This window comes from Embleya sp. NPDC050154, assembly GCF_044460165.1.
Lineage (GTDB): Bacteria > Actinomycetota > Actinomycetes > Streptomycetales > Streptomycetaceae > Embleya.
Window position 1 is genome coordinate 304 of the sequence record NZ_JBITJP010000013.1, and the last position, 18,991, is coordinate 19,294.

The window sequence follows — 18,991 nt, forward strand, 5'->3', positions numbered from 1 at the left end:
CACGAGCGAGGGGCCGCTTTTTTGCGGAGGAGCGAAGCGGGGGAGCAAAAAAGTGGTGCCTCGCGAGCCGGCGACGAAGTCGCCCAACAAGCAGCAACGCCGCGGGACACGACTCTGGCGCGTCGGCCCCCCCGTGTCCGCGATTCGGGTGGGTGGCGGCGGTCCCTGCGATCCCGGCAAGTGGGCCCGGCCGTCCCCGCGACTTTGGCGCGTCGGCCCGCCGGTGTCCGCGATTCGGGTGGGTGGCGGCGGTCCCTGCGATCCCGGCAAGTGGGCCCGGCCGTCCCCGCGACTTTGGCGCGTCGGCCCGCCCGTGTCCGCGATTCGGGTGGGTGGCGGCGGTGCCTGTGATTCCGGTAAGTCGGTCCGGCCGTCCCCGCGACTGTGGCGCGTCGGCCCGGCCCACCCCCGCAACCCCGGCAAGTCCGCCCGTCCATCCCCCACGCCCCCAGGTCCCTCTCACGTTCCGCTCGCGCTTCCGCCGACCCGCTCCCGCCGCGCCGACCACACGCCCGCGTCGTTGCCGGTCGCGCCTGACGGGACAATGGGCGCACCCGGATCCAGCAGGATCCCCGCTCCTCGGGACGTGACACGCGTGAGTTCGCCGGAATCCACCTCGGCGCCGATCGGCGACCTGTTCATGCGCGTGGCCAAGCGCATCCGGGTACGCGCCGGCCGGGAACTCGCCCCGCTGGGCCTGACTCCGGCCCAGGCGCACGCGATGAAGGTGCTCGCCCATGCCGACGAGCCGCTGCGGATGGCGGACCTGGCCGCGCGGCTGGAGATCGTGCCGCGCTCGGCGACCACCGTCGTGGACGACCTGGCCGCGCGCGAACTGGTCCGCCGCAGCGCCTCCGAACTGGACCGGCGCGCGACGCTCGTGGAGCTGACCGAGCGGGGGCGGGCCGAGCTGCGGCGGATCCGGGCGATTCGGCAGGGGGCCGGGGCGGCGGTGTTCGATCGCCTGGGGGAGGCGGATCGGGCCGAGTTGTTGCGGTTGTTGCGGTTGGTGGACCGGGAGTTGGTGGAGCAGGACGCCGCGGGGGAGCCTTGCTCGCGGCGAGGGGCCGGGTGAGCGGTGGGTGGTTTTCGCCGAGGGCGATTCCGCCGAGAGCGTGACGTGGTTGTGGGGGCGGGCGGGGGTGGGCAGGGTCGGGGCATGCGACTTTTGATTCTGGGTGGGACCGCGTTCGTGGGTCGGGCCGTCACCGATGCCGCGGTGAATCGGGGCTGGGATGTGACCGTGTTCAATCGCGGTCGGCATGAACTGCCGGATGGTGTGCGCTCATTGGTGGGGGATCGGACCTCCGAGGGCGGGTTGGCGGCGTTGGCCGGAGGCGAGTGGGACCTGGCGGTGGACACCTGGAGTGCCGCGCCGCGTGTGGTTCGCGACTCGGCCGACCTGTTGGCCGATCGTGTCGGTCGGTATGCGTACGTCTCGAGTTGCTCGGTGTACGACCAGCCGACGCCGGCCGGGCTGGGGGAGGAGGCTCCGCTGGTCGAGGGGTCGCCCGACGACGGTGACGTGGCCTATCCGAACGCCAAGCGCGGGGCGGAGATCGCCGTCGAGCGGGCGTTCGGCGATCGGTACGTGCACGGGCGTGCCGGGTTGATCCTGGGGCCGCGGGAGAACATCGGTCGGCTGCCGTGGTGGCTCAACCGGATCGCGCGGGGCGGCCCGGTTTTGGCGCCGGGGCCGCGGGAGGCCGAGCTTCAGTTCATCGATGCCCGTGACCTGGCCGAATGGACCCTGGACGCGGCCGAGGCCGGTCGCAGTGGCGCCTACAACCTGGTCAGCCCGACGGGCCACAGCACGATGGGCGAGCTGCTCGATCTGTGCGTTCGGGTCACCGGTTCGGACGCGGAACTGCGCTGGATCGATCCCGACACGATTGTGAAGGCGGGTATCGAGCCGTGGCTCGAACTGCCGATCTGGCTTCCGGCCGGTGCGGACTACGACAGCATCCACCGTCGCGACGTGCGCAAGGCACTGGGCGCCGGACTGCGTGTGCGGCCGGTGGAGGAGACCGTCGCGGACACCTGGACCTGGCTCCGCTCGGTGAACGGCATCGTGCCGCAACGTTCGGACCGGCCGGTGGTGGGACTGCCGCCGGAGAAGGAGGCCACGCTCCTGGCGGGCTGAGCCGGGCCCGGTCCGTCTCCACCGGAGCGCGCGTACCCGTCAGTGCGGGAAGGCGTGGTCCAGGAAGGACGTCCACGCGGCCTGGACTCTCTCGTGGTGTCGCGGAGTGTCCGCGGCGAGGTGATCGAGGAGGAGGCCGCGCAGGACGGCCAGGACCAGGGTCGATGGGACGGGGTGGTCGGCGAGGACGCGGTCGAGCGGGGGGAGCCAGTCGTCCAGGGACTTGCCGGCGAAGTCGGACCAGGGGCCGTCGGGGGCGTCGAAGGAGCGCACGTAGCCGTCGAAGAACAGCCGGAGGGCGCCGCGGCGTTCGGGGACGACGAGCCAGGTCCACAGCAGGTCGAGGGTTTCCCGGGCGGTGCCGGGGTGATCGTCGGCGCGTTCGACCAGGGCGAGTTGTTCGACGCGAGCGACGGCGAGGATCTCGCGGATCAGGCCCTCCTTCGAGCCGAAGAGGTAGAGCAGGACGCGCGGGCTGGAGCCGATCGCCTGGGCCAGCGGGCGCAGCGAGAGTTCGGCCAGGCCGTGTTCGGCGACGTAGGCCACGCTCGCGGCGAGCAGGTCGGCGCGGCGGGCGGAGGTGGGGGGTTTCGCGTCTGCGGTCACCCGCCTACTCTCTACTGAAACGACTGTTTCAGTGAAGGGGATTTCGGGATCATGACCTCGACGCCCGACCCGGCGGCGGTGACCATTCGTGACGCGACGCGGCCGGGTGACCTCGGGGCGATCGCCGCGTTGCACGGGGTGCTGTACAGCCGTGAGTACGGGATGGACACGACCATGGAGGCGGATGTCGCGGCCGGGATGGCCCGACTCGTGCAGGCCCGGGCGCGGGAGGGGGACGACGGGCCCGGGCGGATGTGGGTCGCGGAGGACGGGCGGCGGGTGCTGGGCGGGATCGGGCTGACCCGCGAGGAGGACGGGTGGATGCGACTGCGCTGGGTGATCCTGGATCCGGCCGCGCGCGGACGTGGTGTGGGTGGTGCGTTGCTCGACACCGCGCTGGTCGAGGCCCGTCGGCGCGACGCGGCCGGGGTGTACCTGTGGACGATCGCGGGCCTGGGCGCGTCCCGGCATCTGTACGACCGGGCCGGATTCACCCTGACGGAGGAGCATCCGGCCCGCGCCTGGGGGATCGACGCAGTCGAGCAGCGCTTCGACCTGAAGTTGTGAGCGGCGGCGGCGAGCGCGCCCCGCGGGTCCGCGAGCGGTTCAGCGCAGGGGCAGGGTCACCCACACGGTTTTGCCGCCGGTCGTGTCCGGCTGGATCCCCGCGTACCCGCCGACCTCCGCGACCAGGGCCTTGACGATCAGCAGGCCGCGCCCGCTGTCGTCGTCGACCGTCTCCAACAGCGCCTTCGGGCAGAACGGGTGTCGGTCGTGCACCCCCACCTGCACGCCACCCTCGGCGGTGCCGCGCACGGTGACGCCGATGGCGGGGGTCAGTACTCCCGCGTGCCGGACCGCGTTGGTCACCAGCTCGGACACGACCAGGCGCAGCGTGTCCACGAGGTCGCCATGCGCGGGCATGCCCCACTCGACGGTGATCGCGACCACCTTGCGGCGCGCCGCGGACACCTCCGCCTCGTGCGGCGGCAGATCGAACCGACACACCGGCTGGGCATCGTTGAGCACGGTCATACCGCGCCTCCCGAGCCGGTGGCGGTCACGTGATGGACGGACACGGCACCGTGACGGTGCCCGGTGTGGCTCATGATGTCCCCGATGGCGGGTGTACGGATCTTCCGAGGGAATTCCCTCGGAGCGTACCGATTCCGACGCCCGGCGCGTCCAGTTTGCGACACTTCCACACCCCGCTCGGCGGGGCGTTCGGGGCGTGGGTCGGCGAAACGCCCTGGCGGGCGCGCCGCCCGCGCACGGCGCGCGCCAGGGTCGTCCGAACCGGGTCCACTCGTACGCGTGACATCCGCCGAGGCCCGGCCCCGGCGTCCGGCGCCGGGCCGGACAGGGCCTAGGCGGTGGCGGGATGTACGCCCGAGCCCTCCAGGTGCGGTCGGACCAGAACCTTGACGTGCTCGTCCGGGCGGCCGAGCGTGTCGATCGCGGCGGCCACCCCGGCGAAGCCGACCTGACCGGTGACCAGCGACGCCGCGTCCACACTGCCGGCGGCGATCCGGGCCAGCGTCCGGGGGTACTCCTCGGGTGGATAGGTCAGGCACATCTTGACCGTGAGGTCCTTGTAGATGCCCACCACCGGCCGGAAGGTGTCCTCGGTCATGCACACCCCGATCAGCAGCACGGTGGCGCCGCGCGGCGCGGCGTAGGTGATCCGGTCGAACATCCCGGCCTTGCCCGAGCACTCGAAGACGGTCAGCGGTTGTCCGGGCTCGGCGATCTCGCGCCACGCGAGGAACGGGTCCCGCTCGGCCGGGTCGACCACGACGTGCGCGCCGAACGCGCGGGCGAGTTCGCGGCGGCGCGGCGAGGGCTCGGAGACCACCACCGGCGCCACGCCGCGCTCGACGAGGCCGGCGATCGCGCCCAGGCCGATCGGACCGGCGCCGATCACGATCGCCGCGCCGCCCCGCTCCGCGCCGGAGCGGGCCACGTTGCCGAAGCCGACCGCGAGCGGCTCGGTCAGCGCGGCGATCTGCGCCGGCACGTGCGACGGCACCTTGACCAGGGCCGCGGCCTGCATGACCATGCGCTCGCCGAAGCCGCCGGGGAAGGTGTTGGAGTAGCCGATGGTGCGCAACACACCACCGCCGTCCAGCGCCCACGGCAGACCGACCACCACCTCGCCCTCCTCGAAGCCGGTCACGCCCGGGCCGGGTCGCAGCACTCGTGCGGACAATTCGTGGCCCATCACCAGGTCGGCGTTCGGGTCGAAGACGAACGAGGGCGTATCGGAGTCGATCGAGGCCTGGAGGAACTCGGCGGTGTGCTTGTACGCGGACAGGTCCGAGCCGCAGATCCCGCAGGCCACCGTCTCCACGAGGACCTGCCCCTCGCCGGGTTCGGGGGCCGCGATGTCCTCGACCGTGAACGCGCCGCCGCGCAGTACCGCTGCTCGCATGATGGGTCATCTCCCTGGTGAGTCGACGAACGGGTGGATTCAGGAGGCGGCGGGCGGTGTCATCGCGGCCACGACCGCTTGGCGCAGCGCGCCGATGAAGCGCTCGCTGTTCTCGTTCGCCCAGGCCATCGAGGCCTGCCGGGGCAAGTTGGCGCCGGTGAAGTGCGGCACGACGTACTCGGCGAACAACTCGTAGCTGCGCCGCTTGTCCGCGGGGCGCGCGATCGGCAGGTCGAGCAGGAGCAGCGTGCCGAAGCCGCCGGAGTGCTCGGCCATCGCGGTGATGCGTTCGATCGCCTGCGCGGGTGTGCCGATCATCGCGACGCCGAAGGTCGGGAAGCCCTCGCCGGTCCACTGCGCGACGGCCTGCCGGGCGGTCGCGCCCCAGGGCATGGTCATCCCGGACAGTCCCTGGATGTAGTCGACGAGGTGGTGCACGCCGTACTCGGCCTGCTCGCGCGCGGCCTCGGTGGTCTCCGCGAGGTGCATCGGCACCACCAGCCGCCAGCGCTCGCGGTCGGCGACATGGCCGTGCTCGGCGCAGGTCTTCGCGTACACGTCCCAGTTCGTGGCCAGAGCGGCGAGGCCCGACGGGTCGGCGGCGGCGAGCGAGAGCAGACCCATGCCGTGGGTGCCGGCCTGTACCGACCCGGACGGCGAGACGGTGGAGGCGCACACGGTCTCGATCCCGTCGCGGGAGTACGGGGCCAGGTGCAGCCGGGCCTGGTCCAGAGTGAACCAGTCGGTCTTCATGGTCACCGTCTCGCCGCGCAGCAGTGGCACGATCGCGGCCAGCGCCTGGGCCATCATGCTCCGCTGGCGCATCGGGTCGATGCCCATCATGAAGGCGTCCGAGGCCAGTTGGCCGGGGCCGGAGCCGAACATCACCCGTCCGCGCGCTTGCAGGTCCAACTGCACGATGCGGTCCGCCAGGACCAACGGGTGGTGGTACGGCAGCGAGTTGACGCCGGTACCGAGCCGGATCCGGGTGGTGCGTTCGGCGGCGGCGGCGATGAACACCTCGGGCGAGGCGATCGTCTCGTACCCGGCCGAGTGGTGCTCGCCGATCCACGCCTCCTCGAAGCCGAGCGCGTCCAGGTGCTCGACCAGGTCGAGGTCCCGGCGCAGTTGCAGCGCGGGGTTGCCGTCGATGCCGTGGTAGGGGGCGATGAAGGCGCCGAAGCGGGTCGGGGGAGCGGCTGCGGACACGAGTGGAACCCTTCATAGGAACGTAGGACACAAGAACATGCTTGAATGAGTTATGTCCTACATGGAGGATGACGAGGAAACAAGGGGCGACGGCCGCACGGCGCCGCGCACCCGGCGCACCGCCGGCGGCGGGCCCAGTGCGCGCACGTTGTTGTTGACCGTGCTGGGGGAGTACGTGCGCTGGCCCGGGCACGACGGCGTGTGGTCGCCGACGGCGGTGGCCGCGCTCGGCGCGCTCGGTGTGCCGGAGGCGGCGACCCGGCGGGCGATCACCCGCCTGACGCAGGAGGGCTGGCTGTTGGCCCGGGCGCAGGGGCGCTACACCCGGCTGACCCTCGCGCCGTCGTTGTACCGGCTGCTCACCGGGTGGACCGAGCGGCTGTCCCGGGCGACGCGCGAGACGCCCTGGTCGGGGCAGTGGCAGCAGTTGCTCCTGCGGCCGCCGGCGGCACTGCGCGAGGCGCGCGCGGTGGTCGAGGAGCAGCTCGCGTTCGAGGGCTTCGGCGATCTGGGCCGAGGGGTGTGGATCGCGGCGGACCCGGGCGGGGTGGACGCGCTGCGGGCGCTGATCGACGAACGCGGCCTGACCGGGCACGCGACCTGGATGACCTCCACCGTGTGCGACGCGGCGCGCGAACGGGCCCTGGTCGACCAGGCGTGGGACCTGAGTGCGGTACGGGCGGACCTGGAGGCGTTCGTGAACCGATTCACCGATGCCCGGGCGGGCGCCGGCGAGGAGGCTTTCGAGCTGCGCACCAGGCTGGTGCACGCGTGGCGGCTGACCTTCGAACGCGACCCGCGGCTGCCCGCGGCGCTGCTGCCGGCGGACTGGCCGGGACCGGCCGCGAGCGACCTGTTCGTGGCCACGTGGCGGCGGGTCCACGAGCCGGCGCAGCGGTGGTGGGCGCACCTGGATCGGGATCCGCGAACGGGCTGACGTTCCCCCGAACGGACCTCGTTCCGGCCGGCGCCCCACCGGTCGGGGCGAGGTCCGTCGTCGTTTTCGTCTCGCCCGGCGGCGCGGTGCGCTTGCGAAGGGATACCCCCACCCCCTACCTTCTTCTCATGCTCGTATGAAGAGCTGTTCAGACGTTACGATGTCCGAGTCGATGCGATGGCGGACGTGATCGTGGAGGTGACCCGGTGGCGCAGCCGGTGAACGCGGATCTGGTGGACTCGGTGCGGTCGCGGCTGCCCGACGGCCCCCATCTGGCCGAGACCGCGGACGTGTTCGCGCTGCTGGGCGATCCCGGGCGGCTGACCCTGCTGGTCGCGCTGCTGGAGGGCGAACTGTGCGTACGCGACCTGGCCGCCGCGTGCGGGCAGGGCGAGTCGGCGGTCTCGCACCAGCTTCGGCTGCTGCGCGCGCACCAGGTGGTGACGGTGCGCCGGGAGGGCCGATTGGCCTACTACCGGCTCGCGGACGCCCACGTACGCCTGCTCCTGGACGTGGCGCTGGCGCACATCGGCCACGCCCCCGCCACCGATCACACCGGCTGCGCGAGCGAGATTCCCGGAGGGATTTCATGACCACCCGCGAGCACGACCACGCCCCGGGCGCACCCGGGTCCGCCGCGCCGGCCGGCGAGTCGTACGGTGCCCATGCCGCCCCCGACGGCCACGGCGGCCACGACCACGGGGGATCCGGGCACGCGGGTCACTCCCACGGTGTGGCCCCGGACGCGGACCGGCGCTACCTGACCGCCGCGCTCGTGCTGATCGGCGCGTTCATCGTGGTCGAGGTCATCGTCGGCATCCTGGCGAACTCGCTCGCGCTGATCACCGACGCCGGACACATGGTCACCGACGCGTTCGCGATCGGCCTCGCGCTGGTCGCCATGCGCCTCGCGGCCCGACCCGCGCGCGGGCGCTGGACGTATGGATTCAAGCGCGCCGAGATCCTGTCCGCGCAGATCAACGGCATCACGTTCCTGGTACTCGCGGTGTGGTTCACCTACGAGGCGGTCCGCCGGTTGATCTCGCCGCCCGACGTCGAGGGCGCGCTGGTGATCGTCACCGCCGCGGTCGGCATCGTGATCAACGTGATCGCGGCGTGGCTGATCTCGCGGGCCAACCGCTCCAGCCTCAACATCGAGGGCGCCTACCAGCACATCCTGAACGACCTGTGGGCGTTCATCGCGACGCTGATCTCCGGCATCGTGGTGCTGAGCACCGGCTTCGCCCGGGCCGACGCGATCGCGTCGCTGATCGTCGCGGCGCTGATGCTCAAGTCCGGGATCGCGCTGGTCCGCGAGTCGTGGCGGATCTTCCTGGAGGCGGCCCCCGCCGGCATCGAGCCGGACTCGGTCGGCAGCGACCTGGCCTCGGTCGAGGGCGTCACCGAGATCCACGACCTGCACATCTGGACCATCACGTCCGGCTTCCCGGCGCTGTCCGCACACGTCCTGGTCGAGCCCGGCGACGACTGCCACCGAGTGCGCGACCGGCTTCAGGAACGGCTGCGCGAGCGGTACGCGATCACCCACACCACGCTCCAGGTCGACCACGCCGACCCGGCGGTGCTGGCGATCGGCACGACGCGGGGGCACTGCGAGGACCCGCACGGGGCGGTGCACACGCCCTGACGGGTGGGGCGGACGGCCGAGGGGCCCGGGTACCGATCGGTACCCGGGCCCCTCGGCATGTTCCCTGGTGCTCGGTTCGAGGCGGCCTGCTCAGTTCGAGGCGGCGGCCCGGACCGTGCGCAGGCGCTCGGAGCGCAACTGCTCGTGCCAGTGGTCCCCCAGCGGGGTCAGCGGAACGCCGGTGGCCCAGGTGAGCAGCAGGTCGGCGAGCGCCGGGTTGCGCGACATCACCGGCCCGTGCATGTACGTGCCGATCACCCGACCCGCGTAGGCGCCCTCGGTGCCGTCGCCGGTCCCGTTCCCGTTGCCGTGGGTGACCCTGGCCAGCGGCTTGGCGCCGGGGCCCACGTAGGTGACGCCCTGGTGGTTCTCGAAGCCGGAGAGCACCGGCAGGCCGAGCGCCGGGTCGACCTCGGCCAGCACCTCGCCGACGCAGCGCTTGCCGGGCGCGCCCCGGCCGGAGCGTACGTCCAGCAGACCCAGGCCCGCCTCGGGCTGGTCCAGGTCGTCGATGAACTCGTTGCCGATGATCTGGTATCCGGCGCACACCGCGAGCAGCGCGGCGCCGGCGCCCACGGCGGTGGCCAGTCCCGGGTCGCGGCGCAGCCGCTCGGCGGCCAGGCGCTGCGGCCGGTCCTCGCCGCCGCCGATCAGGTAGATGTCACCGGAGGTGGGCACGGGCTGGTCGGAGCGCACGTCCACGCGCTCGACCTCGATGCCGCGCATCAGCGCGCGCCGCTCCACGATCAGCGCGTTGCCCTGGTCGCCATATGTGCTGAGCAGGTCCGGGTAGATCCAGACCAGGCGCAGCCTGCTCTCACCGATCATGCCTGTGCCGCTTCCTTGATCGTCTTGCGAAGCTGTTGGAACGCCGTGTAGTTGGCGATGACCTCGATCTGGCCGGGCGGCGAGGCGGCGACCGCCTGGGCGAGCGTCTCGAAGACCTGGAACTGCAGGCCCGCGACCTCCAGTCGGACGGCCAGGTCGAGCCGACGCTGGCCGAGCACGAACAGCGGGCGGCCGGCGAGCTGGGTGAAGTCGACGTCCCAGATCCACGAGGTGTCCTTGCCGTCCGCGTCGAGCGCGTTGACGGACAGGATCACCGGGGTGGGCGGCGGGTCGATCAGCGAGAACGTCTCGACCCAACCGGCCGGGTTCTTCGCGAGCAACAGGCGCAGCTTGCGACCCAGGTAGTCGACCACGTCGTAGCGGCCGGCGACGGCGGTGACGTGCTTCATCCGCTCCAGGGCCGCGTCCACGGGCACCCCGAACAGCGACGCGACGGCCGCGGCGGTGACCGCGTTGGCCCGGTTGGCGCGGCCGGGGAGCTGGAGGTGCAGTGGCCACACCTGCCCGTCCGGGTCGACCATGCGATCCCCGGCCAGCGACCAGGTCGGCGAGGGACGGCGGAAGTCGCACTCCGAGCAGAACCAGTCGTCGCCCGGACGCTGCATCACGCCGCCGCACTGCGGGCAGGACCAGGAGTCCTCCTGCCAGGTCTGCCCGGCGGCGACCCACAACACGTCCTTGCTGGAGGAGGCGGCCCACACGATCAGCGGGTCGTCCGCGTTGGCGACCACGATCGCGTCGCGCCCGCGCAGGCCCTCGCGCCACTTCTCGGCGAGCATCCGGGTCTCGGCGGCGCGGTCGAGCTGGTCGCGGGAGAGGTTGAGCAGCGCGATGGCGACCGGGTCGGAGTCGCGGGCGACACCGGCGAGATACTTCTCGTCGACCTCGATCACGCCGTAGCGGGCCTCGGCGCCGGCGCCCGCGAGCGCGGAGGTGATTCCGGCCGGCATGTTCGCGCCCAGCGCGTTGGACACCACGGGACCCGCCGCGCGCATCGCCTCGGCGACGAGGCGGGTGGTGGTGGTCTTGCCGTTGGTCCCGGAGATCAGCACCACCTGCAGGTCCACCGACAACTGCGCGAGCAGGTCCGGAGCGAGCCGCAGCGCGAGCTTGCCGCCGATGACCGAACCGCTGCCCTTGCCGGCGCGTCGCGAGATGGCCGCGGTCACCCGACTCGCGGTGATCGCCAGTTTGGAACGCGGCGGCAACGCCTTGGGGGAGCGCTGCGGCGCACCCCCCTGGCCGGGAACGCTATTGCCTGACATCGAAGAAGGTTCCTCCAAGCGACGGCCCCGACCGGCGGTGGCCCATGACCGGTTGTACCGGCCGCCACCCTATAGGCGTGGACGCGCGGGGTGGTTGTCGTGGTTGCGCCCTGTCCGGGTCGCGAGGGTGTGTCCGCCCACACCCGCGCCTCGCGTGGGTCGGGGTTTCGCGGCGGGTGGGCGTGCGCGCTCCGGGCGTGTGGCCCGGAGCGCGGGTTGGTGCTTTGGGGTTACGGAAGGCGCCAGTCGATCGGTTGTGCCCCCTGGGCCACCAGCAGGTCGTTGGTGCGGGAGAAGGGGCGGGAGCCGAAGAAGCCGCCGGCGGCGGACATCGGGGAGGGGTGGGCCGACTCCACCACCGCCGCGCCGGGGCCCAGCAGCGGCCGGGCGTTGCGGGCGTCGCGGCCCCACAGGATGGACACCAGCGGAGTGCCGCGCGCCGCGAGGGACTTGATCGCCTGCTCGGTGACCTCTTCCCAGCCCTTGCCGCGGTGGGCGGCGGGGCGACCGGGGGCGGTGGTCAGCGCGCGGTTGAGCAGCAGCACACCCTGGGAGGCCCACGGGGTCAGGTCGCCGTTGGTCGGCATCGGCAGGTCCAGGTCGCGGTTCATCTCGGTGAAGATGTTGATCAGCGAGCCCGGCAACGGCCGTACCTCGGGGGCGACCGCGAAGCTCAGTCCCACCGCGTGTCCGGGGTTGGGATAGGGGTCCTGACCCACGATCAGAACCCGCACATCCGCGAACGGCTGCGTGAACGCCCGCAACACATTCGCGCCCGCGGGCACGTAACGCCGCCCCGCGGCGATCTCTCCTCGCAGGAAGTCGCCCATGGCGGCCACACGGCCCGCCACCGGTTCCAGGGCCTTCGCCCATCCTGCCTCGACAATTTCGCCCAACGGCCGTGCCACCATGGGAGTTGAGCATAGGGCAAACGGGTGACACCCCCTGCCGTAGAGGCGTTGCGCGGGCACTCCCTGGCACGGGCCGGGTTCGTGCCGCGCCGCCGGCCCGGATTCGCCCGGACGCGGTCGGGCCCGGGTGCCCCGGTCGGGCGCCCGCGGTTCGCCGGCCGGGCGGCCGAGGCGATCCGCCTCGCCGCACCCGGACCGGCAGCCGCGGGCTACTCGATCAAGCCCGTCACGATGTCCCAGGCATCCTCGGGGTCCGAGCCGGCCAGGGACAGGGCCACCGCCGCCTCGCACGCGGCCAACGCGAAGACCGCGCCCACCCACGTGCGTTCCGCGGGGGTCAGGCGGCGCCACTCGATCGCGCCGCCGGCCCCGTCGACCAGATCCGAGGCCACCACGAGCCAGCCCCACTCGGCACTGCCCCGGCCGGCCGCGAGGGCGCGCAGTACGCCCGTGCCCAGCAGGACATCCCGCGCGCCGAGGCCGCGGCCCAGCAACGACGCCTCCCGGGCCGCGGTGGGCCGCAACCACACCCCACCGCGCGGAGCCACCATGGACACCACCCCGGCGGCGACTCTTCCCGCCGCCAATATCGCCGCCATACGTCCGGCCGACCCGGATATCGCCCCCGAAACCGCCACCACTGCCCCTTATCGACAACAGCTCGCATCCCCCCGGCCCATCGACCGGCGGCCCACACCGTAGCGGTGCCCCGAATCACGGGCCTCGCACCCCCACCACGCACGGGACCCCCGTTCCGGTTTCCGTTCCGGGCGCCCCCGGGCCTGCCGGGACAAGTCGACGGCAAGCCGGGCGAGTTCGGCCGCAGGTACACGGGCGGCGTGGTGAGGCGGCCAAGCGGCGGGGCGGGGTGTGCGGCGTGGTGGCGGCGTGGGCGATGCGGGGTCAGTCGCGAACCGCGCCGTCCGGGCGGTAGACCATCAGGCGGCGGCCCTTGGCGACGCGCAGTTGCGAGGCGCCGGGGCGGACCTCGCCGTCGACGGCGAGTTCGGCGCCCTCCTGGATCTCGGAGAGCCTGACCGTGCGGGCCGTGGAGGCCTCGTACACGCGCGAGGTGCCCAGGGTGCCGGACAACACCGCGGCCACCAGGCGGGTGCGGGCCAGCGGGCGGGAGGCGTCCACGATGCGTACGTCGAGCAGGCCGTCGGTGAGGTCGGGGCGGTAGGTGGGCGCGAAGCCCTCCGGGGCGTACTGGCCGTTGCCCAGGAACAGCAGCCACAACGAGCGCGGCCGACCGTTGACCCGCATCTTGACCGGACCCGCGTCCCGGAGCACCCGGACCAGGCCCACCAGCATGGCCGGCCACTTGCCGATCTTGCCCTCCAACTCCTCGCGGAAGCGCACCAGATCGGGGTAGACGCCGAGCGAGAAGGTGTTCAGGAAGAGCTCGGGACCCAATTCCTCGCCGTCGTCGGAGAACGGGTGCGAGTGGTCGCGCTGCAACTCGGCGACGTCCACCAGCACCGCCTCGCCCGCCGAGAGCGCCATCACGGTGTCCTCCAACCGGGTCAGGCCCAGGTCGCCGGCGAAGTGGTTGAGCGTGCCGGCGGGGAAGACCGCGAGCGGCATGCCCCGGTCGAGCGCGATCCGCGCGGCGCAGTTCACACTGCCGTCGCCGCCCGCGACGCCCAACACCCGCGCCTCCCGGGCCGCCTCGCACAGCAGCGCGACCAGGTCGCCATTCTGGCCGCGCTCGACCACCTTGGCCCCGGGCAGGAGTTCGCGCAGGCGCTGGGCGGTGTCGCCCTCGGGGCCCGCCGAGCGGTTGACCACGACCACCAGGCCGTCGCCCTCGCCCAGCGCCGGCACCTTCCCGCGCGGCTGCGGCGCGGACGCGGCCTCCACCGGCCGGGTCGGCCACCAGCGCAGCGTCACCGCGGCCAGACCCGCGCCGAGCGCCGCGCCCGCGAGCACGTCACCCGGGTAGTGCACGCCCGTGTACACCCGGGAGAAGGCCACCGAACCGGCCAGCGCGCCGGCCGCCACGCCCAGCGGACGCGACTCCAACGCGACGCCGGTGGCGAAGGCCGCCGCGGACGCCGCGTGCCCCGAGGGGAACGAGGTCGTCCACGGCTGCCGGCTCAGCCGGCGGGCGATCGGTACCGCGTCTATCACCGGCCGGGGCCGGCGCACCCAGCTTTTGAGGACCACATTGGTCACGGTCGACGCCAGCGCCACCGAACCCAGCCCGCGCAATGCCGCCCGGCGCCCGCTGCGTCCACCGGAAAGCGCCATCCCCGCACCGGTCACCGCCCACAGGCGCGAATGGTTCGCCGCGCGCGACAAGGCGGGCAGCGCCTTGTTCGCCCACGGCACATGATGCGTTGCCACCCACGCGAAGGCCGCCCGGTCGGCGGCATGGATCTTTCCCATGGCGCCATCACTACCCGCAAGCGCTCCCGACCCGCAAGCGCTCGGCACACCGCGACCCATGTCACATACGGAGGGCCTCGGACACCTCGGACAGTTCGGCCCGATACTCGATGCGATCGAGCCACTCGGCGGGCCACCCGTCCAGGCCGTGTACGGCGCCGATCATCGCGCCCGCCAGCGCGGCGATCGAGTCCGAGTCGCCGGAGGTGGCCGCGGCCCGGGCGAGCGCCGACCTCGGGTCGTCCGGGTACAGCGCGACGCACAACACCGCCGTGGCCAGCGCCTCCTCCGCGATCCACCCAGCGCCGGTGATGCGGCACGGGTCCGATCGTCGATCGCGCTCCGACAGGGCCCGCTCCAGCCGGGTCAGCACGCCCAGGCATTCGTCCCAGCCGCGCGCGATGAAGCCCTCCGGGGTGTCCGCGAACGGACCACGCCACAGGCCCTCGCCGAGCCAGTCGGCCCGATAGACCTTGCGCTGCGCCTCGGCGTGCGCGCGCAGGTACCCGGGCAGGTCGCCGATGGAGACCCCGACGCGCAGCGCGTGCACGGCGGTCGCGGTCAGGTCCGAGGCGGCCAGCGCGGTGGGGTGGCCGTGGGTGACGGCCGCCTGGAGTTGCGCCGCGCCGCACCGGTCGGCCTCGCCGAGGGCGTCGACCAGGCCCAGCGGGGTGACCCGCATGTTCGCGCCGCAGCCCTTGGAGCCGCGTCGGGTCGCGTCGAGCCAGGTTCGGCCGGCGGCCAGCTCCGCGCACGCGGACATACACGTGTGCCCCGGCGCGCGGGTGTTGTCCGGGGAGTCCCACCAGGTCAGGAAGTGGTGGATCACCAGCGGCGCGAACCGCTCGGCGGTCAACGCGCCACCGTCCGCGCGCGCGTCGATCAGCGCGTGCGCCACCGCCAGGCCCATCTGGGTGTCGTCGGTGACCAGGGCCGGCGTGCCCTCCAGATCCAGCGGGCCGGGCAGTTCGTACCGCCGCACGATCTGTGCGTAGGACAGGAACTCCGTCGGCGCGCCCAACGCGTCCCCGTACGCCAGGCCGAACATGCTCCCGCGCACGCGCTCCGCGTTCCCCACCATGTGGCACCACCCTTCGTCGAGCACCAGCCTGCCGGCCCGACGATCATCGCCCGGATCTTTTTCCGGTTCGGCTCGATGCGGCCGGCGCGGGGCGGTGCCGGGCACGCCGGCGCGCGGGGCGCGGGCCGACGTGGCGGGTCGAGAACGGCGGGCCGAGGTGGTGCGTGGGGACGGTGCGTCCGGGCGGCCCGCCGGGTGAGGCGCCCGTTCGGTGAGGGTTCGGAATCGGCGGCCCGGGGCGAAGCTGAGGGCATGGACGTACTCTCCGGTCGCATCCTGCTGCGGCCCACCGATCTCGAACGCTCGCTGGTCTTCTACCGCGATGTGCTCGGACTCGCGATCGCCCGCGAGTTCGGGACCGGGATCCATCGCGGGACCGTGTTCTTCCTCGGCGGAGGCTTCCTGGAGGTCTCCGGCAGCGCGTCCGCGGTCGGGCCGGGGTCCGAGGATCTGCGACTGTGGCTCCAGGTACGGGATCTGGTCGCCACCCACAAGGAACTCCTGGGCAAGGGCGCCACCGTGCTGCGCGAGCCGCGCCGCGAGGCGTGGGGGTTGGACGAGATGTGGATCGCCGATCCGGACGGCGTGCGGATCTGCGTGGTGCAGGTTCCGGACGAGCATCCGATGCGCTTTCGACCCGGGATCTGACGGGTCGTCCGAAGCGGTGGCGGGAGTCGTCGCGGATCGCCCCGCGAGGCGGTCGCGAACCCCGATCGGCCGGTGGTCCCGGGCCCCTTGACGCTCTCGGGTGGCGACGACACACTCAAGCTACCAGCCGGTAACAATTCGACGATGCCCGGGGGCCCGCCACCCATGACCGCCTTCAACCTCGCCCTGAACGAGGACCAGACCACCATCCGCGACTGGGTGCACACCTTCGCCGCCGACACCATGCGCCCGGCCGCCGCCGAGTGGGACGAGCGCGAGGAGACCCCCTGGCCGATCATCCAGGAAGCCGCCAAGGTCGGACTGTACTCCCTCGACTTCTTCACCACCCAGGCCTTCGATCCCACCGGGCTGAGCATGCCGCTGATCATGGAGGAACTCTTCTGGGGCGACGCCGGGTTGGGCCTGGCGCTGACCGGCACCGCGCTCGCCGCGGCCGGCCTGGTGGCCAACGGCACCCAGGAGCAGATCATCACGTGGGCGCCGGAACTGTTCGGCACCGCCGACGACATCCGGGTCGCCGCGTTCTGCTCCTCCGAGCCCAACGCCGGCTCCGACGTCTCCTCGATGCGCACCCGCGCCGTCCACGACGAGGCCACCGGCGACTGGATCCTCAACGGGGTCAAGACCTGGGCCACCAACGGCGGCATCGCGCACGTGCACGTCGTGGTTGCCACCACCGACCCCGCCCTGGGCTCGCGCGGTCAGGCGAGCTTCGTGATCCCGCCGAACACGCCCGGCCTGTCCCAGGGCCAGAAGTTCAAGAAGCACGGGATCCGCGCGTCGCACACCGCCGAGGTGGTGCTGGACAACGTGCGCGTCCCCGGCGACTGCCTGCTCGGCGGCAAGGAGAAGCTGGACGAACGGATCGCGCGGGCCAAGGCGGGTACGTCCGGGCGCTCGAACGCGGCGATGGCCACCTTCGAGTCCTCCCGCCCGGCGGTGGCCGCCCAGGCGGTGGGCATCGCGCGCGCCGCCTACGAGGTGGCCCTGGAATACGCGCAGGTCCGCGAGCAGTTCGGCCGGCCGATCATCGACAACCAGGGCGTCGCGTTCACCATCGCCGACATGCGCACCCGGATCGACGCGGCCCGACTGCTCACCTGGCGGGCCTCGTGGATGGCGGCGACGAACCAGCCGTTCACCGCGGCCGAGGGCTCGATGTCCAAGCTGTACGCCGGAGAGACCGCCAAGTGGGTGACCTCCGCCGCGATGCAGATTCTCGGCGGCAACGGATACACCCGCGAGTACCCGGTCGAGCGCATGCACCGGGACAGCGCGATCTACACGATCTTCGAGGGCACCAGCGAGATCCAGCGACTGGTCATCGCGCGGACGTTGGCGGACGTGCCGATTCGCTGACGCGGGGCTACCGGGCGCCGCGAGGCGTCGCGTCACTCGGCCCGAGGCACGGGTCGGGTGTCGCGACGGTCGCCCGTGAATCGCCGGTTCAGCCGGTCCAGACCACGTTCATCACGGTGACCCGGACGCGGCTGTCCTCGATGACGAACGTGATGAAGCCGAAGGAGCCGAACGGGGCCTCGCGCATGGTCTTGAGGCCGCTGTGCATTCGGCCGCCGACCGCCCAGGGGTCGCGCTCCAGCGCACTTTCCAGGGTGTTGAGCGCGCCGATCGCGCTGGTGGGCAGGGTTGCCTTCTGGCGGGCGGCGGGCGCGTCGTACACCACCAGGCAGCTCATGCGCGCCTGGTTTGGGCGGCGGGCACGGTTTCCAACCGCTCGCCCGCGTGCAGTCGGGCGGACCGTTCGACAACCCGCTCGTAGTCGCCGGTGCGTCGGAGGATGAGATGGCGCTGCCAGCCGGCCAGGACATCGGCCAGGGCGGCGAGTTGTCCGGTGCCATGAGCGTGGTCGAGCGCGCCGGCGAACTCGCGCTCGAACTCGGCACGCGCGTCCTCGGGCAACTCGGCGCGGATCTCGGCGGGCGACGGCCAGCGGGCGCCGCCGACGCGGATGACGAGATCGGCGGTGCGGGGCGCGGGAACGGGAAGGTGCTCGTCCATGTACTGAGCGTGCCGGCCCGGCCGGACCGCGCGGTAGTCGGCGCGTGCGCGTCGGGCGTACGCCCCGCGTCGTTGGGCGCGCGCCGCGCGCGACCCCGGATGCGACGGTCCGACCGGGCTCGGCCCGGGTCAGCGCATCGGTGCCGGTTGTGGTTCGGGTTCCGGCTCGTCCGGGACCGGCGGCCGGCCCGGGTCCGGCGGCAGCGGCTCGGGGCCGGGTTCCGGCAGCGGGTGCGGGCTGGGCATCGGCGGGACCGGGGGCAACGGGTCCGGCCACGGATCGGTCACGGTAACCTCCTGGCGAGGCGGGGTCCGGACGAGTCCGGACACGTCGCGGCGGCGACGTCACTTTCCGAATACCCCGCCGGCGCCGGACCACCGCCCGCGGTGGTCGTCCGGGGCGCGGACATCCGACGCCCCCATGACGCCCACACAAACCGTGTCGAACCGGGGTCGTGCCCGAGGAAGCTCGACACCCGGGGGAAGAGGGCCGACCATCCCCCGGTTGCACCTAATCTGAAGGCCCTCGTTCGAACAGGAGAACCTCATGGGCGGCCAGGTCCCGATCAGCGAAACCCCCCTCCCGGGCATCGGTACGCAGTACACCCTGTCCACCGTCGCGGGCCGGGCCATCTCCGTGGTCGCCGGCCGGGACGGCGTGCGTCGGATCGCCTTCTACAACGTCGACGACCCCGACGCGTGCGGCCCGGGCGTGCGGCTGACCCGCGCCGAGGCCGTCGCGCTCGCGGAACTGCTCGCCGAGGACTGACCCACCCGCCCGCGGACCCCCCTCAACCCGCGGTTCGAGCCGCAGACCGTCCTGCCCCTTCGA

The 18,991-nt window shown here is 72.8% G+C and carries 22 protein-coding genes; 9 read left to right on the forward strand and 13 right to left on the reverse strand.

The features are described 5' to 3' along the window. Positions 1 to 595 precede the first annotated feature (595 nt). Positions 596 to 1,075 carry a MarR family winged helix-turn-helix transcriptional regulator gene (locus ACIBSV_RS26185; protein ID WP_395867045.1) on the forward strand — a complete coding sequence of 160 codons (480 nt, stop codon included), beginning with the start codon at positions 596 to 598 and terminating at the stop codon, positions 1,073 to 1,075. Positions 1,076 to 1,159: 84 nt separating this feature from the next. After that, a complete protein-coding gene (locus ACIBSV_RS26190; RefSeq protein WP_395867047.1) occupies positions 1,160 to 2,143 on the forward strand; it encodes an NAD-dependent epimerase/dehydratase family protein in 984 nt (327 codons plus the stop codon). 39 nt (positions 2,144 to 2,182) lie between these two features. On the opposite strand, the gene ACIBSV_RS26195 is transcribed toward ACIBSV_RS26190, so the two are convergent. Next, positions 2,183 to 2,749, reverse strand: a complete 567-nt coding sequence (locus tag ACIBSV_RS26195) for a TetR/AcrR family transcriptional regulator (RefSeq protein WP_395867049.1) — start codon at positions 2,747 to 2,749, stop codon at positions 2,183 to 2,185. Between the two features lie 51 nt (positions 2,750 to 2,800). Between ACIBSV_RS26195 and ACIBSV_RS26200 the strand changes: the two genes are divergently transcribed. Further along, the gene (locus tag ACIBSV_RS26200) at positions 2,801 to 3,316 is read left to right on the forward strand and encodes a GNAT family N-acetyltransferase (RefSeq protein WP_395867051.1); all 516 of its coding nucleotides are present in this window, start codon (positions 2,801 to 2,803) and stop codon (positions 3,314 to 3,316) included. Between the two features lie 39 nt (positions 3,317 to 3,355). Here the strand turns inward: ACIBSV_RS26200 and ACIBSV_RS26205 are convergent, their stop codons facing one another. From ACIBSV_RS26205 to ACIBSV_RS26215, 3 genes are all read right to left on the reverse strand, one after another. After that, a complete protein-coding gene (locus tag ACIBSV_RS26205; RefSeq protein WP_395867053.1) occupies positions 3,356 to 3,784 on the reverse strand; it encodes an ATP-binding protein in 429 nt (142 codons plus the stop codon). Positions 3,785 to 4,115: 331 nt separating this feature from the next. Next, positions 4,116 to 5,180, reverse strand: coding sequence for a zinc-binding dehydrogenase (locus ACIBSV_RS26210; RefSeq protein WP_395867055.1), 1,065 nt, complete (start codon positions 5,178 to 5,180; stop codon positions 4,116 to 4,118). 39 nt (positions 5,181 to 5,219) lie between these two features. Further along, on the reverse strand, positions 5,220 to 6,389 hold the full coding sequence (locus ACIBSV_RS26215; RefSeq protein ID WP_395867057.1) for an LLM class flavin-dependent oxidoreductase: 1,170 nt from the start codon (positions 6,387 to 6,389) through the stop codon (positions 5,220 to 5,222). 61 nt (positions 6,390 to 6,450) lie between these two features. Here ACIBSV_RS26215 and ACIBSV_RS26220 point away from each other — a divergent pair, with 61 nt between their 5' ends. The 3 genes from ACIBSV_RS26220 to ACIBSV_RS26230 all read left to right on the forward strand — a co-directional run bounded on the left by ACIBSV_RS26220 (position 6,451) and on the right by ACIBSV_RS26230 (position 8,974). After that, complete coding sequence (locus ACIBSV_RS26220; protein WP_395867059.1) at positions 6,451 to 7,326, forward strand: PaaX family transcriptional regulator C-terminal domain-containing protein; 876 nt, start codon at positions 6,451 to 6,453, stop codon at positions 7,324 to 7,326. 206 nt (positions 7,327 to 7,532) lie between these two features. Then, positions 7,533 to 7,919, forward strand: a complete 387-nt coding sequence (locus ACIBSV_RS26225) for an ArsR/SmtB family transcription factor (protein ID WP_395867061.1) — start codon at positions 7,533 to 7,535, stop codon at positions 7,917 to 7,919. Beyond that, positions 7,916 to 8,974 (forward strand): cation diffusion facilitator family transporter, encoded by a 1,059-nt coding sequence (locus ACIBSV_RS26230; protein WP_395867063.1) that lies wholly within the window; start codon positions 7,916 to 7,918, stop codon positions 8,972 to 8,974. The genes ACIBSV_RS26225 and ACIBSV_RS26230 overlap by 4 nt, the downstream gene beginning before the upstream one ends. A gap of 90 nt (positions 8,975 to 9,064) precedes the next feature. On the opposite strand, the gene ACIBSV_RS26235 is transcribed toward ACIBSV_RS26230, so the two are convergent. The 6 genes from ACIBSV_RS26235 to ACIBSV_RS26260 all read right to left on the reverse strand — a co-directional run bounded on the left by ACIBSV_RS26235 (position 9,065) and on the right by ACIBSV_RS26260 (position 15,471). Beyond that, the gene (locus ACIBSV_RS26235) at positions 9,065 to 9,799 is read right to left on the reverse strand and encodes a type 1 glutamine amidotransferase (protein WP_395867445.1); all 735 of its coding nucleotides are present in this window, start codon (positions 9,797 to 9,799) and stop codon (positions 9,065 to 9,067) included. After that, positions 9,799 to 11,088 (reverse strand): MurT ligase domain-containing protein, encoded by a 1,290-nt coding sequence (locus tag ACIBSV_RS26240; RefSeq protein ID WP_395867065.1) that lies wholly within the window; start codon positions 11,086 to 11,088, stop codon positions 9,799 to 9,801. Before ACIBSV_RS26240 ends, ACIBSV_RS26235 begins: the two co-directional genes overlap by 1 nt. 230 nt (positions 11,089 to 11,318) lie before the next feature. Then, entirely contained in the window at positions 11,319 to 11,999 is a 681-nt protein-coding gene (locus ACIBSV_RS26245; RefSeq protein ID WP_395867068.1) for a uracil-DNA glycosylase, read from the reverse strand. A gap of 209 nt (positions 12,000 to 12,208) precedes the next feature. Continuing rightward, entirely contained in the window at positions 12,209 to 12,550 is a 342-nt protein-coding gene (locus tag ACIBSV_RS26250) for a hypothetical protein (protein WP_395867070.1), read from the reverse strand. A gap of 352 nt (positions 12,551 to 12,902) precedes the next feature. Beyond that, positions 12,903 to 14,390 carry a phosphatase PAP2 family protein gene (locus ACIBSV_RS26255; RefSeq protein ID WP_395867072.1) on the reverse strand — a complete coding sequence of 496 codons (1,488 nt, stop codon included), beginning with the start codon at positions 14,388 to 14,390 and terminating at the stop codon, positions 12,903 to 12,905. 61 nt (positions 14,391 to 14,451) lie between these two features. After that, positions 14,452 to 15,471: an ADP-ribosylglycohydrolase family protein gene (locus ACIBSV_RS26260; protein ID WP_395867074.1), complete on the reverse strand. Its 1,020-nt coding sequence runs from the start codon at positions 15,469 to 15,471 to the stop codon at positions 14,452 to 14,454. A 252-nt stretch (positions 15,472 to 15,723) separates the two neighbouring features. Here ACIBSV_RS26260 and ACIBSV_RS26265 point away from each other — a divergent pair, with 252 nt between their 5' ends. Together ACIBSV_RS26265 and ACIBSV_RS26270 are read left to right on the forward strand one after the other, a co-directional pair. Next, positions 15,724 to 16,119, forward strand: coding sequence for a VOC family protein (locus ACIBSV_RS26265; RefSeq protein ID WP_395867076.1), 396 nt, complete (start codon positions 15,724 to 15,726; stop codon positions 16,117 to 16,119). Positions 16,120 to 16,284: 165 nt separating this feature from the next. Next, positions 16,285 to 17,499 carry an acyl-CoA dehydrogenase family protein gene (locus ACIBSV_RS26270; protein ID WP_395867078.1) on the forward strand — a complete coding sequence of 405 codons (1,215 nt, stop codon included), beginning with the start codon at positions 16,285 to 16,287 and terminating at the stop codon, positions 17,497 to 17,499. Between the two features lie 88 nt (positions 17,500 to 17,587). Here the strand turns inward: ACIBSV_RS26270 and ACIBSV_RS26275 are convergent, their stop codons facing one another. The 3 genes from ACIBSV_RS26275 to ACIBSV_RS26285 all read right to left on the reverse strand — a co-directional run bounded on the left by ACIBSV_RS26275 (position 17,588) and on the right by ACIBSV_RS26285 (position 18,447). After that, positions 17,588 to 17,836, reverse strand: coding sequence for a hypothetical protein (locus ACIBSV_RS26275; RefSeq protein WP_395867080.1), 249 nt, complete (start codon positions 17,834 to 17,836; stop codon positions 17,588 to 17,590). Continuing rightward, positions 17,833 to 18,159 (reverse strand): DUF6247 family protein, encoded by a 327-nt coding sequence (locus ACIBSV_RS26280; RefSeq protein WP_395867082.1) that lies wholly within the window; start codon positions 18,157 to 18,159, stop codon positions 17,833 to 17,835. The genes ACIBSV_RS26275 and ACIBSV_RS26280 overlap by 4 nt, the downstream gene beginning before the upstream one ends. 129 nt (positions 18,160 to 18,288) lie before the next feature. After that, positions 18,289 to 18,447 carry a hypothetical protein gene (locus ACIBSV_RS26285; RefSeq protein ID WP_395867084.1) on the reverse strand — a complete coding sequence of 53 codons (159 nt, stop codon included), beginning with the start codon at positions 18,445 to 18,447 and terminating at the stop codon, positions 18,289 to 18,291. Positions 18,448 to 18,706: 259 nt separating this feature from the next. Between ACIBSV_RS26285 and ACIBSV_RS26290 the strand changes: the two genes are divergently transcribed. After that, positions 18,707 to 18,928 carry a hypothetical protein gene (locus tag ACIBSV_RS26290; protein ID WP_020555717.1) on the forward strand — a complete coding sequence of 74 codons (222 nt, stop codon included), beginning with the start codon at positions 18,707 to 18,709 and terminating at the stop codon, positions 18,926 to 18,928. Positions 18,929 to 18,991: the final 63 nt, after the last annotated feature.

Coding starts and splice junctions, on each gene's coding strand:
- ACIBSV_RS26190 (WP_395867047.1), top strand. CDS start 1,160: ATGCGACTTTTGATTCTGGGTGGGACCGCGTTCGTGGGTCGGGCCGTC.
- ACIBSV_RS26200 (WP_395867051.1), top strand. CDS start 2,801: ATGACCTCGACGCCCGACCCGGCGGCGGTGACCATTCGTGACGCGACG.
- ACIBSV_RS26205 (WP_395867053.1), bottom strand. CDS start 3,784: ATGACCGTGCTCAACGATGCCCAGCCGGTGTGTCGGTTCGATCTGCCG.
- ACIBSV_RS26210 (WP_395867055.1), bottom strand. CDS start 5,180: ATGCGAGCAGCGGTACTGCGCGGCGGCGCGTTCACGGTCGAGGACATC.
- ACIBSV_RS26220 (WP_395867059.1), top strand. CDS start 6,451: ATGGAGGATGACGAGGAAACAAGGGGCGACGGCCGCACGGCGCCGCGC.
- ACIBSV_RS26230 (WP_395867063.1), top strand. CDS start 7,916: ATGACCACCCGCGAGCACGACCACGCCCCGGGCGCACCCGGGTCCGCC.
- ACIBSV_RS26240 (WP_395867065.1), bottom strand. CDS start 11,088: ATGTCAGGCAATAGCGTTCCCGGCCAGGGGGGTGCGCCGCAGCGCTCC.
- ACIBSV_RS26245 (WP_395867068.1), bottom strand. CDS start 11,999: ATGGTGGCACGGCCGTTGGGCGAAATTGTCGAGGCAGGATGGGCGAAG.
- ACIBSV_RS26250 (WP_395867070.1), bottom strand. CDS start 12,550: ATGGTGGCTCCGCGCGGTGGGGTGTGGTTGCGGCCCACCGCGGCCCGG.
- ACIBSV_RS26255 (WP_395867072.1), bottom strand. CDS start 14,390: ATGGGAAAGATCCATGCCGCCGACCGGGCGGCCTTCGCGTGGGTGGCA.
- ACIBSV_RS26260 (WP_395867074.1), bottom strand. CDS start 15,471: ATGGTGGGGAACGCGGAGCGCGTGCGCGGGAGCATGTTCGGCCTGGCG.
- ACIBSV_RS26265 (WP_395867076.1), top strand. CDS start 15,724: ATGGACGTACTCTCCGGTCGCATCCTGCTGCGGCCCACCGATCTCGAA.
- ACIBSV_RS26270 (WP_395867078.1), top strand. CDS start 16,285: ATGACCGCCTTCAACCTCGCCCTGAACGAGGACCAGACCACCATCCGC.
- ACIBSV_RS26275 (WP_395867080.1), bottom strand. CDS start 17,836: ATGAGCTGCCTGGTGGTGTACGACGCGCCCGCCGCCCGCCAGAAGGCA.
- ACIBSV_RS26280 (WP_395867082.1), bottom strand. CDS start 18,159: ATGGACGAGCACCTTCCCGTTCCCGCGCCCCGCACCGCCGATCTCGTC.
- ACIBSV_RS26290 (WP_020555717.1), top strand. CDS start 18,707: ATGGGCGGCCAGGTCCCGATCAGCGAAACCCCCCTCCCGGGCATCGGT.